The following is a 16,928-nucleotide window of genomic DNA, read 5'->3' on the forward strand; positions in this document are numbered from 1 at the left end:
ATGGGTCCAACGCCCCACCCGCCCCACGGATTCCCGTGCGACCGCAGGACGGACGGTCAGCCCCGGGCGGCCACGGAGACGACGTGGTCGAGGACGGCCGGCACGCACCCGGACACGTGTCCGCCGGGGAACACGTGCAGCTGCGCCCCGGCCCGCGTCAGCGACTCCCCGTACCGGCGGAACGGGTCCTCGGTGCCGACGAAGACGTCGAGCGGCACGGCGAACGCGTCGAGGCCGACTCCCCACGGTGCGCCCCAGACGACGAGCGCCTCGTCGGTCCAGGCGCCCGGCTGGCGTGCCCCCTCCTCCGCGGCCGCCTCCAGGACGCGCCGCACCTCGGGCCGCTCGAGCACCTCGGCGTCGGTGGGGTCGAGACCGCGCCGGCGGACCGCCTCGGCCACCCGGCCGAGCACGTCGGTGCCACGGCGTTGGGTCAGTCCGGCGAGGCCCCGGAACAGCCGAGGCCTGCTGCGGGCCAGCCGCATGGGCCCCGACACCGACGACGGCAGTAGGGCGAGCACGTCGGGCTCGGCCGGCGGCCCCGCGTTGACGACCACCGCGTGCCTCACGAGGTCGGGCGCCGACGCGGCGAGGACGAGCACGTGGCTGCCGCCCCCGGAGAGGCCGACGACGCCGACGCGCCCGGTGCCGAGCGCGTCGAGGACCGCCCGGGTGTCGTCGACGACGTCGCGCATCGTGCGTCCCGGCTGCGCCGGTGAGCCCCCCGCGCCGGGCCGGTCCCAGCAGAGCATGCGGACCCCGCGGGCGCGGGCCGCCTCGTCGTAGAGCGCGGCCTCGAGACGCGAGCTGCCCGTGCCGTGGAAGTAGACGACGGGCCGGCCGGTTGGGTCGCCGACCTCGCACAGGGCGAGGCTGCGCCCGCCGGGCCGTGCGACCGGGGGCAGGTCGCGGACGAGGGCGGCGCCCGGGTCGGCCGGACTCCCCTCGGAGTCGGCCTCGACGCTCACTCGAGCACCTTGCCGGGGTTGAAGAGGTACAGCGGGTCGAGCGCGTCCTTGACGGCGCGCTGCATGGCGACGGCGAGCGGGTCGAGCTCGCGGAGCATGCCGTCGCGCTTGAGCAGCCCGACGCCGTGCTCACCGGTGACGGTGCCGCCGAGGGCGATCGCCGCGTCGAGCATCTCCTCGAAGGCGTGCTGGGCCGCCTCGCGTGCGGCGTCGTCGCCGGGCGGGGTCAGCAGCAGCGGGTGCAGGTTGCCGTCGCCGGCATGGGCGATCGTGGCCATCCGGACGCCGTGGCGCCCGGCGATGTCGACGAGCGCCGACAGCATGGCCGGCACCTGGGAGCGCGGCACGCAGACGTCCTCGGTCAGCACCGGGCCGAGCCGCTCCAGCGCCGGGTAGGCGAGGCGTCGGGCGGCGAAGAGTGCCTCCGCCTCGTCGTCGTCGCTCGACACGACCGCCCAGAGGGGATCGCCGTCCGCGAAGGCCTCGACAACCGCCTGTGCCTCCGCGGCGCCGCCCTCCCCCGGGGTGTCGACGCGGGCCAGCAGGAGCGCCTCGGCGTCGGCCTCGATGCCGAGGTGCTTCCACTCCTCGACGGCGGTGAGGCACTCGCGGTCGAGCAGCTCGAGGGCGGCCGGCGTGAGGCCACGGCGGGTGACCGACGCGACGGCGCGCCCGGCGGTCACGAGGTCGGGGAAGGCGCCGACGACGGTGCGGGCGGTGCCTCGCAGGGCCGGCCGGAGCCGGAGCGTCACCTCGGTGACGACGCCGAGGGTGCCCTCCGAGCCGACCATGAGGCCCGTGAGGTCGTAGCCGGCCACGCCCTTGGCCGTGTGCCGGCCGAGGCGCACGACGCTGCCGTACCCGGCCGGTCCGCCGACGACGGCCCGCATCCCGAGCACGTAGTCGCGGGTGACGCCGTACTTGAGGCAGCACAGGCCGCCGGCGTTCGTCGCGACGTTGCCGCCGATCGTCGACCACGGCGCGCTGGCCGGGTCGGGCGGGTACCAGAGACCGTGCTCGGCCACGGCCGCCTTGAGGTCGTCGTTGACGACGCCGGGCTCGACGCGGCACAGCAGGTCGTCGGCGTCGATCTCGAGGACGCGGTTCATCCGCGACAGGTCGAGCACGAGGCACCCGTCGACCGCGTTGGCGCCTCCGGAGAGGCCGGTGCCTGCGCCGCGCGGGACGACCGGCACGCGCAGGTCGGCGCACACGCGGACGGCCTCGGCCACCTCGGCCTCGGACCGTGGTCGCAGCGCCGCGAGGGCCCGCCCCACGGGCGCCCACTCGGCGTCGTCGGACGACAGGCTCGCGACGACGTCGCGGTCGGTGACGACGCGCTCGACAGGGACCACCTGCCCCAGGGCCCTGGCGAGCCGACGCGTCGCGATGGCGTGCGCGTCGGGGTCGGCGTGGGCTCCCAGGGAGCGGTGCGGGCCGGGCGGCGGGGTGTCGTCGGTGGTGTGGCTGGTCACGCCACGGCCTCCCTCACGAGGTCGGCGACGAACCGGGCACCCTCGGGGCCCATGATCGTGCCGGCATGGTCGGTCTGCCGCGCCGCGAGGACGCGGACGCAGCGGGCCGCCCGTTGCTCGACGACCGGGAGCGGGTAGGCCGGCGGGCTGCCGGCGCCGACGCTCCACTCGGCGTGCAGGAAGCGTACCGGCGCGCGAACCGCGTCCCAGGGGTGCTCGCCGAAGAAGACGTCGGCGGCGTCCTCGACGAGCGCCCGGCCGCTGAGCCGGACCGTGCCGTCGGCGGCGAGGTCGTGGGACAGGTAGCGCCGGAGCACGGGGTCGTCGCGGTCGAGCAAGGGTGCCGTGGTGGAGCAGAAGTAGTCGAGGTACTCCTCGACGCCGGAGAACCGTCGCTCGAGGCGGCCGACGCGGTCGGCGAAGGCGGTGGCGACGGTCTCGCGCGTCAGCCCGGGAGGCGGGTCCATCGGGACGCCGCCGTCGACGAGGACGAGGCTCTCGACGCGCTCCGGGTGCCGGGCCGCGAGGTGCACGGCCACGAACCCGCCCATCGACATGCCCACGACGTGCACCCGGTCCAGGCCGGCGTCGTCGAGCACGTGCACGAGGTCGTCCGCGTGCACGGCCATCGAGAACGGGCCGGGGACCGCGACGCTGTCGCCCCGGCCGCGCAGGTCGGGCGCGACCAGGCGTACGCCGGCAGCCACGTCTGCGAGCGCGTCGGCCAGCCAGAGCCACAGCCGCCGCTGGCTCGAGACGCCGTGGACCGCGAGCACCGCGTGCCCCACCCCGGACGCGTCCGAGTCGGGGGACGCATCGAGGACCTCGTAGGCGAGCGCGCCTCCCGGTACCTCCACCGTCCGGACGCCGTCGATGGCGGGGCGCGCGCTCATGCACCAACGCTAGTACGCGCGACCGGTCAGGCGGCGGCCTTGGCGATGGCCTTGAGGACGCGCTGCGGCGACACGGAGTAGGCCGTGCCGAGGGTCTGGGCGAAGAGCGAGACCCGCAGCTCCTCGATCATCCAGCCGATGTCGACGACCTCGCGGGCCCCGCGTTGGGCCGGGCGCAGCGACTCGAGCAGGTCGGCGTACCGGCCCTCGACGAGGTCGACCTGCTCGAGGGACTGGGCGTCGCGTGCGAGGTTGGCCGGGGCCTTCTCGAGGCGGTGCTCGGCCGCGCGCAGATAGCGCTCGAGGTCGGGCAGGCGCGCGAGGCCGGTGTCGGCCACGAACCCCGGGCGCACGAGCTCGCGCAGCTGGGCGCGGACGTCGGCGAGCACGGGGCGGAGGGCGGGGCTTGCGGAGCGGTCGAGCTCGGCGAGGCGGTTCGTCAGGGCCAGGTGCCGGGCCAGGACCGGCTCGACGAGCCCGACGACCTCCACGACGCGGGCCGTCGTGTGGGTGCGCACCGCCGACAGCGCCCACTCGAAGTCCTCGCGGGTGCGCACCGTGTGGTCGACGCGTCCCGCGCCCGGGCCCGACGCGCCGGCGGCGTCGGCGCTGATGGCGTCGACGGCGCAGGCGAGGCAGTCGTCCAGCAGGGCCGGGACGCTGCCGTGCGGGTTGTGTCCGAGGGCGAGCTTCTGGGTGTTGGTGAGGCGGGCCAGGACCTGCTTCCACGGCGGCGTGATGCCGAGCAGGAGCAGACGCCGCAGGCCGAGGCGGTGCTCGGCCTCGGCCTCGCCGCGGGTCGGCAGCACGCGCAGGTCGACGGCGGAGCCGGTGTCGACGAGGGCCGGGAAGCCGTGCACACCGTCGGCGCTCTCGAACGTCTCGGGCACGCCCTCGTCCGGGAAGGCGGTCAGTCCACTGCGTTCGAGGCTGGAGCCGGCGCGTCGGACCTGCCGGCGCAGCTGGGGGGTCGCGGCCTCCCGGACGGCCTCGAGGTCCTTGCCCGTGGCCACCGGACGACCGTCGGGGCCGTCGACCGAGAAGGTGACCCGCAGGTGATCGGGGACGCGCGCCCAGTCGAAGTCTGCGGGCGAGACGGCTGCGCCGGCGCGTCGGCGCAGCAGCGTCGCGAGGGCCGGCAGGAGCGGGCCCGAGGTCGGGTCCAGCTCGGGCAGCACGGCACGGGCGTGGTCGGGCGCCGGCACGATGAGCCGGCGGATCTGCTTGGGCAGCGAGCGGATCAGCGCGGTGACGAGCTCCTCGCGGAATCCCGGCACCTGCCAGTCGAACCCGTCGGCGCTCACCTGGTTGAGGCGGTCAACGGGGACGTGCACCGTGACACCGTCGTCGGCGGCGCCCGGCTCGAAGCGGTACGTGACGGGCAGGACGTTCTCGCCCTGCGTCCACGTGGTGGGGTGGTCGGCGTCGGCGAGGCTGCCGGCGCTCTCGCGCAGCAGGAGCTCCTCGGTGAAGGTCAGCAGGTCGGGCTCGGCGCGTCGCGCCTTCTTCCACCACGTGTCGAAGTGACGTCCGGAGACGACCTCGGCGGGAATCCGCTTGTCGTAGAACGCGATCAGCGTGCTGTCGTCGACGACGATGTCGCGCCTTCGCGTGCGGGCCTCGAGCTCACCGAGCCGTTCGACGAGGGCCGCATTGTCGCGGAGGAAGGCGTGCTCGGTGTGCCAGTCCCCCTCGACGAGGGCGTGGCGGACGAAGAGGTCGCGGGCGAGCTCGGGGTCGACGCGGCCGAGGCCGACGACGCGTCCGACGACCAGCGGCACCCCGTAGAGCGTGACCCGCTCCGTCGCGACGGCCGAGCCGCGCCTGCCCGACCACCGCGGCTCGGAGTACTGCCTCTTGACGAGGTGCTCGCCGAGCTGTTCGGCCCACACCGGGTCGATCCGAGCATTGATCCGGGCCCACAGGCGACTCGTCTCGACGAGCTCCTCGGCCATGACGAACTGGGGCTGCTTGCGGAAGAGCGCCGACCCGGGACTGATGCCGAAGCGCGTGCCGCGGGCGCCGGCATACTCCCGCTTCTGCTCGTCGCGGACGCCGACGTGCGAGAGCAGGCCGGCGAGCAGCGACTGGTGGATCGCGTCGGCGTCGATCTCACCCTCGCCGACGTTGACCGTCCCGCGGCTGACGTCGAGGCCGGCCTGCTTGGCGGCCTGCCGCACCTGGCTGTGGAGGTCCTGCCACTCGCGGATGCGCAGGTAGTGGAGGAACTCGGCCTTGCACATCCGGCGGAAGGCGCTGCTGCTCAGCTCCTTCTGCTGCTCCTTGAGGTAGGCCCAGAGGTTCAGCCAGGTGACGAAGTCGCTCGTCTCGTCCGCGAAGCGCTTGTGCGAGGCGTTGGCGAGCTCCTGCTTGTCCTGCGGTCGCTCGCGCGGGTCCTGGATCGAGAGGGCCGCGACGATGACGAGCACCTCGCGCAGCACGCCGCGCTTGTCGGCCTCGATGACCATGCGCGCGTGCCGCGGGTCGATCGGCAGCGTCGCGATGGTGCGGCCGTATGCCGTCAGGCGGCGTCCCGGACGCCGGCGCCCTTGCCCGGTGGCGGGCTCGTCGTCGTCGGGCGAGAACGCCTGCAGCTCCTCGAGCAGCCGGACGCCGTCGGTGATCTGGCGGCTGTCCGGCGGGTCGACGAACGGGAAGCGGGCGATGTCGCCGAGTCCGAGGCTCGTCATCTGGAGGATGACGGACGCGAGGTTGGTGCGCAGGATCTCGGGGTCGGTGAACTCGGGCCGGCTGTCGTAGTCGTCCTCGGAGTAGAGCCGGATGGCGATGCCGTCGGAGACACGGCCGCAACGGCCCGAGCGCTGGTTGGCCGAGGCCTGGCTGACCGGCTCGATGGGCAGGCGCTGGACCTTGGTGCGCTGGCTGTAGCGGCTGATGCGGGCCGTGCCGGTGTCGATGACGTACCGGATGCCCGGGACGGTGAGCGAGGTCTCGGCGACGTTGGTGGCCAGGACGATCCGGCGTCCGGTGTGGGACGAGAAGACGCGGTGCTGCTCGGCGGCCGAGAGACGTCCGTAGAGCGGGACCACCTCGGTGACGGGCAGCTTCATCCCGTTCAGGGCGTCGGCCGCGTCGCGGATCTCGCGCTCGCCCGAGAAGAAGACGAGGATGTCGCTGCTCGTCCCGGAGTGCCGCTCGGTCCAGAGCTCCTCGACGGCCTCGCAGACGCCCGTCACCATGTCCCGCTCCTCGGCGTCGGGACGGTCGGGATCGACGAGCGGGCGGTAGCGGACCTCGACGGGGAAGGTGCGGCCGGACACCTCGATGATGGGGGCCGGCTCGCCCGTAGACGGGTCGGCGAAGTGCTCGGCGAAGCGCTGGGGGTCGATCGTCGCCGACGTGATGACGACCTTGAGGTCGGGTCGACGCGGCAGCAGCTGCTTGAGGTAGCCGAGGATGAAGTCGATGTTGAGGCTGCGCTCGTGGGCCTCGTCGATGATGATCGTGTCGTAGCGGCGCAGCTCGCGGTCGCGCTGCATCTCGGCGAGCAGGATGCCGTCGGTCATGACCTTGACGAGCGTGTCGCGGGTGGCGTGGTCGGTGAACCGCACCTGGTAGCCGACGGCCTGCCCCAGCTCGACGTCGAGCTCCTCGGCGAGCCGCTCGGCCACGGCGCGGGCCGCGATGCGGCGCGGCTGCGTGTGACCGATCTGCCCGTCGAGCCCGCGCCCGAGCTCGAGGCAGATCTTCGGGATCTGGGTCGTCTTGCCGGAGCCGGTCTCGCCGGCGATGACGACGACCTGGTGGTCGCGGATCGCGGCGGCGATGTCGTCGCGACGGTCGACGACCGGCAGGTGCTCGGGATAGGTGATCGGCGGGAGTGTGGCCGCCCGTGCCGCCCGACGCGCCTCACGCTGCTCCGGCGTCGGTCCGCGCCCGGCCCGGCGGTCCGGGCCGCCCCTCCCCCGGCGCCGCGGTGGCCGCGAGCGCGCAGGGGCGTTCGCGGGCTGGTCGGACATGCTCGACAGGATAGGCGGGCCGACGGGCGCGGGTCGCACGGGTTTCCAGTAGGGCCGCCGACGAGCCACCGACGAGCCACCGACGAGCCACCGACGAGCCACCGACGAGGGAACCGCGGGCGGACCCGCGGCCTCTCATGGGCGACCATCGCGGCGCCCACCTCTGGTTGGATGAGCCGTCACCGACGCAGGGGGAACGAACGACGTGACCGACTCGCCACAGCGCACGGACGCGCTCTCGCCGCAGTACGAGCCCGGCAGCGCGTCACCCGACCCGACGGCGCCCGTCCCGCAGGCGCCCGTCCCGCATACGCCCGTCCCGCATACGCCCGTCCCGCAGGCGGAGCCGGACCCGTCGGCGGACCGGTTCTCGGCGTTCGACGAACCGGCCACCGCGCCGCCGTCAGCTCCGCCCGTCACGCCCGCCTCACCGGTCTCGCTCAGCCAGGCCTCCCCGACACCCTTGCCGCCCGACACGCCGGCAGCGCGTGCCCGGCGCGTCCTCCTCGGCCTCCTCGCCGTCGGCGGCATCGTCATCGTGCTGCTGGTCCTCCTGGTCGTCATGGCCGCCCCGCGCTCTTCGGAGTCCGGCAGCTCGAGCACCTCGGCCGGCCGCCAGGACGACGACAAGGCCCTGCCGGTGACGCCGGTGTCGGTCGCGCCCTCGGACGTGCCGTCGGTGCCCCAGCGCCCGACGCAGGTGCGCGTCGAGTTCCACGGCACCGGACGCGTCGTGGACCTGCGTCTCTACAGCAGCGGCGGCCGCACCACGCAGCTGACCGGTGTGACGCTGCCGTACGCCGCCGAGCTCTCGGTCGACCCGGACGACGCGTACTTCTCCTTCAGCGCCGACGACTACGGCTACCGCGGCACCCAGGCGATGAGCTGCAGCGTGACCACTGGCGGCGTCGAGCTGTCCCGGTCGGTCGGCACACAGACCGTCGACTGCAAGGTCACCGACGGGTCGTGGAGCACGCGCCGGTGAGCGGCACCGACCGGCCGGCGCAGCCGGACCCGGACCGCGACACCCACGTCGCCTTCCCGGACCTCGACGACGCCACGACGCGCCGCGCGACCCCCGCCGTCCCGGGCCGACCCCGCCTGTCGCACACCACCGCCTTCCCGAGCGGTCGCCCCGTCCACCGACCCGCCTCGCCGGTCCGTCCGCCGGGCACCGGACGCCGTTGGGGCTGGTGGGTGGCCGCCGCCACGGCGCTGACGGTGCTTCTCGGGGTGGGCGGCGGGGTGCACGTCGGGGTCGGCGGCGGGGCGGGCTCGGTCTCCGTCGGGGTGGCGCCCGGGGATGGATACGACCCCGGCATGGACCCCGGCATGGACCCCGGCATGGACCCCGGCAGGGACCCCGGCATGGACCCCGGCATGGACCCCGGCATGGACCCCGGCTTCGGGAACGACTCGGGCGACACCCCGCCCGACTACTCCGGACCCGCGTCGCTGATGTCGTGGGTCGAGCTTCCCGACGCGCCCCCGCTCGGCGGCACCGCTCCCCTCACGGGCCGAGCACGGCAGGTGCACCCGGTGCCCGCAGGGGTGCGGCAGCTGCGCGTCGAGGTCGTTGCTGCCGGGCCGGCCGAGGCCACCACCGCCGTCACGGTCGACGACCAGAGCGCCGTCGACCCCCTCGAGCGTCCCGTCCCCTGGGTCGCCGAGGCCGCCGTCGACGGGGCGTCCGGCTCGTCGACGACCGCGAGGGTGCAGGTCGACGTCCAGTCGCCCGCGGGCACCGGGATCCTCGAGTGCCGCATCTTCGCCGGAGGAACGCTCGTGTCGCTGGACACCAGCGACACGGCGGTCACGTGCGCCGTCACGCTGCCGGCCCGCTCGGGCTGACTGACGGGTGCCGCCCGGGCGCCGACCTCAGATGTCGGCGTCGTCGGCGGACGCGCGAGCGGCCTTGCGACGCTTGTTGATCGCGATGCGCAGGGCCATCGCGCGCTCGAAGGCGGTGTGCCAGAACCGGCTGATGACGAGCTCGCGCTCGCCGACCATCTCGCGCACGTCGGCGCCGGCGCCGAGCTTGAACAGCAGCAGGCCGGTCAGCGGGCTCGTCGCGCCGAGCGAGGTGTTGAAGCCGCGGAAGTCGTAGGCCTCGCAGCCCTGCTCGAGGGCGTCCTGCATGGCCTGCCACTGCAGGGCGTTGGAGGCGCGGGCGTCGCGGTTGCGCTCGGTGGAGCCGCCGTAGAGGTAGGAGAAGGTCGGGCCGAAGCGGATCATCAGGGCCGAGGCGAGCACGTCGCCGTCGACGTGGGCCTCGTAGAACCAGGCGCGGGGGCGCGACTCGCGGTCGTCGCCGTCCTGCATGAACGAGCGCGCCATCGTCTCGAAGTAGGGCTTGGGCCGCGGCAGGAAGTTGTCGCGCTCCGCCGACTCGACGTAGAGGTCGTGGAAGGTGTCGAGGCCCTCGATCCCGACCGCGCGGACCTGCACCCCCGACTTCGCGGCCTTCTTGACGTTGCGCCGCCACTGCTGGTTCATGCCCTTGTTCAGCTCGTCGACGGTGCGGCCGCGCAGGTCGACGACGCAGAGCAGGCGCGGCTGCCCGACGGCGACGCCGTCACCACCGATCGGCAGCCAGCGGTTGCGGCCGAGCCAGGCCTCGAGCGAGCGGGCCACCGGGTTGTCGACCGCGGGCTCGAGCGTCGTGAAGCTGAGCAGGCCGCCCTCGGCCACCTGCTTCTTGACCGGCTCGCGGTCCCAGACGCGTGACACGACCGGGAAGCCGAGGCGCAGCGCGAACGCGCCGTTCCCCTTCGCCCACGTGACGAGCGGGTCGATCCACGCCGACGGGTCGGCGGCGACGGCCTCCCACGGCAGCCCCGGCCCCTCGGGGAGATAGGCGTACGTGCGTCGCAGCCGCGGGATCGTGCGCGACAGGACCATCCCGGCTCCGACGCGGGTGCCGGCGGCGTCGAACCAACCGAGCGGCGTGCGGCGCCAGCCGGCCTTGGCCCGCCCCCACGCGGGCGTCTGCAGGAAGCTGCCGCCGACGGCGTGGAGCGTGTCGAGCTCCTCGTCGGGGCTGATCTCGCGGACGGTGAGGGGACCGGTGGCCACGGTCGCGGGGGCGGCAGCGGGCTGCGAAGTCATGGCCGCAACCCTATCGGCGGGCGGTCGCTGCTCCGTCCGTGGCGTCTCCGGCGCGCGCGGTGTGGTGGATCCACCACAGGCCCACGATCGGCAGCACGAGGGGCACGTAGCCGTAGCCGGACCCGAAGTGCGACCACACGGTCTTGTCGGGGAAGGCGGAGGGCACGACGTAGGACAGCGTGCCCACGACGAGGACGCCGATCAGCTCGACGCTCAACGCGACCGTGGCGAGCCGGACCGACGCGCGGTCGCCGCGGGCGAGGCCGATCGTGGCGACGAGGTAGATGACCGCGGCGAGCGCCGACAGGACGTAGGACACCGGGGCCCGGTCGAAGTACTCGCTGATCTGCAGGATCGAGCGGCCCGTCGCCGCGAGGGCGAGCAGGCCGTAGACCGCGACGAGCACCCGGCCGAAACCGTGCCCGGTGTGCGGGGTCTCGTGCTGCTCCGGCTGCTCGTGGTGCTCAGGCTGCTGGGGCTGCTGGGGCTGCGTGGGCTGGTCAGGCTGCATGGAGGCTCCAGACCTGTTGGAGACGCGCGACGAGGATGGCGACGACGAACGCCCCGCCGAGGACGACGCCCATGGCCCACTGCGTCTTCTCCTTGATGGCGATGACGACGGTGGCCGGCGGCACGAGCAGGACGGTGAACAGGTAGGCGATGAACGTGGCGCGCTCGGCGCCGTCGGCGATGGCCGAGGCCTTCGTCAGGCCGACGACGAGCTGGACGAGCAGCGCGACCTCGAGGACGAGCGCGGTGATGACGACGGGGTCATCGACCAACCGGCGGCGCAGCAGGTGGTGGGCCGCGAGGAGGGCGAGCACGCCGCTGCCGACGAGCAGCACGACGGTGAGCGGTTGGAGCACGCGGCGAGCCTACTGCGTGGGTGGCGCCCGGCCCGCGACCGGTAGGTTTCCCCTCGGGTGGCGCGTGCGCGCCCACCTGGCCGGCCGTGACCTGCCGCGACCCACCGCGAACCACCAGTGACCCACCTTGTGACCCATCGAGGAGCTCCCGTGCCGATCCGCCCCATCGCGGTCGACCGCGCCGCCGGCGTGCTCCTCGGACAGGCGTGCGGCGACGCGCTGGGTGTGCCGTACGAGATGGCGGCACCGCCCGTCGGCGAGGCCGTCATGAAGGGCGGCGGCCTCGGTCCGTACGGGCCCGGCGAGTGGAGCGACGACACCCAGATGACGCTCTGCGTGGCGCGGGTCGCCGCGGTGGGGCTCGACCTCACCTCACCGCGCGGCCTCGACGAGGTGGCCGACGCCTTCACAGCCTGGCTCGACGGCGGCGCCAGCGACGTCGGCACCCAGACCCGCGTGGTGCTCACCGAAGCCCGGACCCTCGAGGGCCGCCCGCACGAGCGCCTGGCGCGCGCCAGCGAGAACCTCCACGCGCGCACCGGGCTCACCGCCGGCAACGGCGCCCTGATGCGCACCTCCATCGTCGGGCTGTCGGCTCTCACCGACCGCGAGGCGACGGCCCGGGCGGCGCGCGCCGTCGCCGAGCTGACCCATGCCGACCCGCTGGCCGGGGACTCGGCGGTGCTGTGGTCCGAGGCGATCCGCGTCGCCGTCACGGAGGGCCGACTCGACCTCACCGCCGGGCTCGACCTCGTCAGCGCGACGCACGCCGGCCACTGGGGCGACTGGATCGAGGCGGCCACCGGCGCCGACCCGGGCGCCTTCGGGGACAACGGCTTCACCGTCACCGCCCTGCAGGACGCGTGGGCCGCGATCACCTCGACCGACCGCGGCGACGGCTCGGCGATGCACCTGCAGCGCGGGCTGCAGGCCGCCGTTCGTGCCGGCCATGACACCGACACCGTCGCGGCCATCGCCGGGTCGCTGCTCGGCGCCCGCTACGGCGCGTCCGCCGTGCCGACGCAGTGGCGCCGGCTGGTCCACGGCTGGCCGGGCCTGCGCGCCCACGACCTCGTCGAGCTCGCCGTGTCGACCTCGATCGGCGGGCGACGCCACGGCGAGTGGCCCTCCGTCGAGACGGTGGCCGACTCCACCGTGCCGCCGCTCGCCCAGCCGCACCCGATCGACCCGGACATCCTGCTCGGCAGCATCACCGACCTCGGCCGGGTCCGTGAGCTCGGCGTCCAGGCGGTCGTGTCGCTGTGCCCGCTCGGGCTGCGCGACATCCCCGCGGAGGGCATGTCGGCGCGCGACCACATCGAGTTCTGGATCAACGAGCACGACGACCAGGAGCTCAACCCGCACCTCGACTTCGTCCTCGACGACGCGTCGTCGGCGCTGCGCCAGTTCCGCGCCGAGGGCAAGCGCGTCCTCGTGCACTGCCACCACGGCGGCGACCGTGCTCCCGCCGTGGCGCTGCGCTACGCCGTCGACCTCGGGGTCGCCCCGGAGCTGGCCGAGCGCTCGATCCGGGCGGCACTGCCGGGCATCCGCGGCGAGGGGCGGCTCTGGCACGTGGCGGCCCACGGCGCCTAGGTTGCGTCCATGACCGACCTCGACCACCGGCGTCTCGGCGTCGACCTCTACAACGCCACTTGGGAGCTGCTCGATCGGGACGACCGCTCCCCCGCCGACGACGACGCGATGCTCGGGCGCGCCTACGCGTCGCTGCACCACTGGAGCCAGGTGCCGCAGGTGCGGGCGGCGAACCTCGGTCGCGGCCACTGGCTCGTCTCGCGGGTGCACGCCGTGCTCGGGCTGCCCGACGCGGCCGCGCACCACGCGGCGCGCTACGTCGCGATCGCGCGCTCGGGCGGCGTCGACGACTGGGACCTCGCGGCGGCGTTCGAGGCCTCGGCCCGGGCCGCGGCCGTCGGGGGCGACTTCGAGGCGGCCGACCGTTTCGAGGCGCAGGCGCGTGAGGCCCTCACGACGGTGGCCGATGCCGAGGACCGCGAGGTGGTCGAGGCCGACCTCGTCACGCTCCCCCGCCGCCCCTGACGCCCACCCTGAGGCCCATCCCGCCGGCCGGCCTCCTCAGACGGTCTTGGCCTCGTCGACGAACCGGCACAGGGCGTTGACGGCGCGCAGCTCCTCCGGCGTGTGGACGGCGGCATCGAGGAGCGTCGGCGACCCGACGACGACGGCCATGGCCTTGGCGCGGGAGATCGCGACGTTGAGACGGTGCAGGTCGTAGAGGAACGACACGCCGCGCGGGGCCAGGGCCGCCGTGGTGCTCGCCATCGAGTAGACGACGACCGCGGCCTGCTGCCCCTGGAACTTGTCGACCGTGCCCACGCGCGCTCCCGGATGCAGCATGGCCGCGAGCGTGGCGACGTGGGCGTTGTACGGCGCGACGACGAGGACGTCGTCGAGGCCGAACCGGGCGGTGGCGCCCTCGGCATCGGTCCAGGTGCCGCGCAGCAGGTCGTCGAGCAGGGCAGCCACGACCTGTGCCTCCTGCACGCTCGACTGCTCGCAGAGCTGCTCGTGCTCGACGGGCACCCAGCGCAGGCCGTTGCCGGACAGCGAACCGGGCGCGTCGACCGCGAGCCTCTCGCGGCCCGGCGCCGACTCGAGCCTGCCCTCGTAGGCCAGCTCGGACACGAACTCGGTGAGCGCCGGGTGCATGCGGTGGGTGCGGTCGAGGAACACGCCCCGGTGCGGCGGGATGACGTCGTGCACGGTGCCGTCGTCGGTCCGCAGGTGGTCGAGCGCGGAGACGCCGGAGCCGTACGGGTGCACGGCCTTGGTGGGCTGGGTCAGCTGCTGGGGGTCGCCGAGCAGCACGAGCGAGCGCGCAGCGGGCGCGACGGCGACGGCGTTGGCGAGGGAGAACTGCCCGGCTTCGTCGATGACGAGCACGTCGACCGACCCGGCCATCTCCTCGCGGGACCACAACCACGCCGTGCCCCCGACGAGCCGCGCCTCCCCGGAGGCGAGGGCCGCGGCGACCGCCGCGTTGTCGGTGGTGTGGGTGATGAGCGCGTTGGGGTCCTCCGGCTCGTCGCCCTCCTCGGCGTTGCTGCCGTCCTTGTGCCAGGCGGGGCGGCCGACCTCGTCGAGGAGGTTGAGCACGACGGCGTGCGACTGCGCCGTGACGCCGACCCGCAGCCCGGCGTCGAGCAGCTCGCGCACGAGCGCCGAGCCGGCGTACGTCTTGCCCGTGCCCGGGGGGCCCTGCACCGCGAGGACCTCACCGTCGAGCGCGCGCCCGACCCGTACGACGACGTCCTTCGGGGTCTCGCCGGGGCGTACCTCGAGGGCCTCCCCGGCAGGAACCACGCGCCGCACGAGCCGGGTGGCGAGGTTGTCGCCCCCGGCCAGTGCGAGCTCGCCGGTGCGGGCGATGCTCTGCCGGAGCACCTGGTCCATGACCGGGCCGGGACCGCCGAGGCCGCGCGGGTGCGGTGGCTCGAGGCTCTTCTTCATCGACAGCTCGACCCAGCCCTCGACGGGGTCGAGCGCGACCACCTTGCCCACGGGCGCGTGCGTGTCGACGTCGGGCACGTACTTGCCGACCGACACCTTGCAGTCCTGGGGCGGGAACGGGTAGCGCCACACCCTGGAGAGCTTGACGAGCCGCATCTCCTCGGGCTCGCCGAGGTCGCCGATGGCGGTGCCGTCCTCGACGAGCTCGGCGGTGTCGAGCTCCTTGTAGCGGAAGAAGTCCCACCACTCGGGCCGCTTCTCGCGCCGGTGCCACCCGACGAGCCCCGCGAGCAGCGGCTCCTCACCCGCGACGAGGCGATCGGCGAGCTCGGCCTCGGCGCGCTCCTCGTCGGAGATCTCGCGCAGCGCCTCGGGCACGGGGCGGGCGAGCTCGTGGCCCTGCGCGGCGAGCTCGTCGCGACGCTGCTCGAGCCACACGTGCAGGTCGAGCGTGGAGCGGACGTCGTCGCGGTTGTAGCGGCGGATGTCGTCGAGGATCGACTGGTCGGCCTCGCCCGACTCCCGTCCGACGAGCCACCGCTCGTACTCGACGACCGACGAGAGCCCGTCGGCGACGCCGTCGCCCTCGGACTGGCGCGTGTGACCCCAGTAGAACTCCTCCAGCTTCTTGATGGAGTAGGAGCCCTTGCTGATGCGCACGCCCTGGCGCACGACGGCATAGAGGTCGACGAACACCTCGTGGCGCAGCAGCTGGTCGAGCTGCGCCTCACGCGTGGCGTGCTGGCCGACGAGTCGCTTGAGCGCGGTCGTCTCGTAGGGCGCGTAGTGGTAGACGTGCATGTCCGGGTGCTGCTGCCAGCGCGCGGTGAGCCAGTCGACGAGGTTGGTGGTGAGGCGACCCTCTTCGGCGAAGTCGTGGGCCCAGAAGTCGACGAAGTCGCCCTGCCGGGTCCAGGTGCCGGCGAGGTACTCACGCCCGGCCCCGCCCTCGGCCCAGGGGTCGCCCTCGAAGTCGAGGTAGACGTCGCCCTCGTCGGGCGCGGGCAGCATCTGCAGGCCACGGCCCGGCTCGGGGTCGAGCAGCTCGAACTGGGCCCGGCCGGTGTCACGCTCGGCGAGCTGCAGCCGGGCCTGCTGGAGCAGGCGCCGACTCGTGGACACCGACAGCGCTGGTGCCAGCTGCTCCTCGGTGGCCCCGGCGAGGGCGCGCAGCGTCGGGATGCCGAGCTGCACGAGGGCGGCCCGGTGGTCGGCGCGCATGCCGGCCACCTGGATGAGGTCGTCCCGGTCGAGCCACTCCTGTGCACACCGGTCCTTCCACCGGCACTGGCCGCAGTGCTGCACCCGAGCCGACTCGGTGGGCTGCGGGCGCTCGATGGCGTCAAGCAGCTCCTCTCGCCGGCGCCGGGCGTACGGGGCGACGTCGACGAGCCGCCACGGGTGCTGCTCCTGGTCGCCGGTGACGACGGTGAGCCACTGCGGCGCCACCCCCTGGAGGGTCTCGAGGCGGGCGGCGTAGGTGGCCATCTGCAGCAGCGCCGGCACCTTGAGGCGCCGCGCCAGCTTGGTGTCGGCGATGTCGTAGCGCCACGGCCCGAACGAGCTGCGCTCCCCCTCGGGCAGGTCGACCCGCAGGAGGAAGTCGGCCAGGCCCACCCAGTGGCCGTCGAAGAACGTGGCCTGGTAGACGACGTCGACGCCGCGGCGCATCGCCTCCACCGTGGCCTCCTCGGCCGCGGCGCCGGCCAGACCGAGGGCGGCGACGTCGAGCACCTCCCGGCCCTCGGAGCGCAGCCGGTCGAGGTAGGCGTGCTCGTGCTCGAGGCCCTTGGTGAAGACGAGGTTGAGCGAGTCGTCGGGGGCGACCCGCGCCGCCCGGGCCCCCTCCGGCGACCGCGGCGCACCCAGCGCCTCGAGGTCGAGCGTCGTGATGTGCGCGCAGGCCACGTGCTTGGTGAGGTCCGTCGGGGAGAGGACGAGGTGGCCGTCGATGCGCTGCATGCCCCGAGTATGCCGATGCCCTCCGACAGGCCCGGCGAGCCCGTGTCCTGCCCCCGACATATCGGGCAGATGACGAGGTCTGCGCTTCGCCGAGTGGGCGTCCCCGGTGTCCGATATGTTGCCCCCGGCGTGGCAGCACAGTTCGGGGGCGAGCGTCCCTGCGCACGGAGTGCCCGGGCGGGCT

The 16,928-nt window shown here is 74.2% G+C and carries 12 protein-coding genes; 4 read left to right on the top strand and 8 right to left on the bottom strand.

Going from position 1 to position 16,928, the window contains the following annotated elements; all coding sequences use genetic code 11:
- Positions 1–56: 56 nt before the first annotated feature.
- The 4 genes from RY076_RS21455 to hrpA are packed head-to-tail and all read right to left on the bottom strand — an operon-like array spanning position 57 to position 7,316.
- Positions 57–968, bottom strand: a complete 912-nt coding sequence (locus RY076_RS21455) for an alpha/beta fold hydrolase (protein WP_323101607.1) — start codon at positions 966–968, stop codon at positions 57–59.
- The gene (locus tag RY076_RS21460) at positions 965–2,443 is read right to left on the bottom strand and encodes an FAD-binding oxidoreductase (RefSeq protein WP_323101609.1); all 1,479 of its coding nucleotides are present in this window, start codon (positions 2,441–2,443) and stop codon (positions 965–967) included. Before RY076_RS21460 ends, RY076_RS21455 begins: the two co-directional genes overlap by 4 nt.
- Positions 2,440–3,336, bottom strand: coding sequence for an alpha/beta fold hydrolase (locus RY076_RS21465; RefSeq protein WP_323101611.1), 897 nt, complete (start codon positions 3,334–3,336; stop codon positions 2,440–2,442). The genes RY076_RS21460 and RY076_RS21465 overlap by 4 nt, the downstream gene beginning before the upstream one ends.
- 26 nt (positions 3,337–3,362) lie before the next feature.
- A complete protein-coding gene (gene hrpA / locus RY076_RS21470) occupies positions 3,363–7,316 on the bottom strand; it encodes an ATP-dependent RNA helicase HrpA (RefSeq protein ID WP_323101613.1) in 3,954 nt (1,317 codons plus the stop codon).
- Between the two features lie 205 nt (positions 7,317–7,521).
- Here hrpA and RY076_RS21475 point away from each other — a divergent pair, with 205 nt between their 5' ends.
- Positions 7,522–8,301 (top strand): hypothetical protein, encoded by a 780-nt coding sequence (locus tag RY076_RS21475; RefSeq protein ID WP_323101616.1) that lies wholly within the window; start codon positions 7,522–7,524, stop codon positions 8,299–8,301.
- Positions 8,298–9,167, top strand: coding sequence for a hypothetical protein (locus RY076_RS21480; protein WP_323101617.1), 870 nt, complete (start codon positions 8,298–8,300; stop codon positions 9,165–9,167). Before RY076_RS21475 ends, RY076_RS21480 begins: the two co-directional genes overlap by 4 nt.
- A 27-nt stretch (positions 9,168–9,194) precedes the next feature.
- Here the strand turns inward: RY076_RS21480 and RY076_RS21485 are convergent, their stop codons facing one another.
- Genes RY076_RS21485 through RY076_RS21495 form a run of 3 tightly spaced genes read right to left on the bottom strand, consistent with a single transcriptional unit; the run spans position 9,195 to position 11,290 of the window.
- Entirely contained in the window at positions 9,195–10,424 is a 1,230-nt protein-coding gene (locus RY076_RS21485; protein WP_323101619.1) for a lipid II:glycine glycyltransferase FemX, read from the bottom strand.
- Positions 10,425–10,434: 10 nt separating this feature from the next.
- Positions 10,435–10,935 (bottom strand): hypothetical protein, encoded by a 501-nt coding sequence (locus RY076_RS21490; protein WP_323101620.1) that lies wholly within the window; start codon positions 10,933–10,935, stop codon positions 10,435–10,437.
- Positions 10,925–11,290 carry a hypothetical protein gene (locus tag RY076_RS21495; RefSeq protein ID WP_323101621.1) on the bottom strand — a complete coding sequence of 122 codons (366 nt, stop codon included), beginning with the start codon at positions 11,288–11,290 and terminating at the stop codon, positions 10,925–10,927. The genes RY076_RS21490 and RY076_RS21495 overlap by 11 nt, the downstream gene beginning before the upstream one ends.
- A 150-nt stretch (positions 11,291–11,440) precedes the next feature.
- Between RY076_RS21495 and RY076_RS21500 the strand changes: the two genes are divergently transcribed.
- Entirely contained in the window at positions 11,441–12,886 is a 1,446-nt protein-coding gene (locus tag RY076_RS21500; RefSeq protein ID WP_323101623.1) for an ADP-ribosylglycohydrolase family protein, read from the top strand.
- A 9-nt stretch (positions 12,887–12,895) separates the two neighbouring features.
- Complete coding sequence (locus RY076_RS21505) at positions 12,896–13,351, top strand: hypothetical protein (protein WP_323101626.1); 456 nt, start codon at positions 12,896–12,898, stop codon at positions 13,349–13,351.
- 36 nt (positions 13,352–13,387) lie between these two features.
- Here RY076_RS21505 and RY076_RS21510 read toward each other — a convergent pair whose 3' ends face one another.
- Positions 13,388–16,744 (bottom strand): TM0106 family RecB-like putative nuclease, encoded by a 3,357-nt coding sequence (locus RY076_RS21510; RefSeq protein WP_323101628.1) that lies wholly within the window; start codon positions 16,742–16,744, stop codon positions 13,388–13,390.
- Between the last annotated feature and the right edge of the window lie 184 nt (positions 16,745–16,928).

Origin of the sequence: Intrasporangium zincisolvens (genome assembly GCF_034724055.1) — a bacterium.
Classification (GTDB): domain Bacteria; phylum Actinomycetota; class Actinomycetes; order Actinomycetales; family Dermatophilaceae; genus Monashia; species Monashia zincisolvens.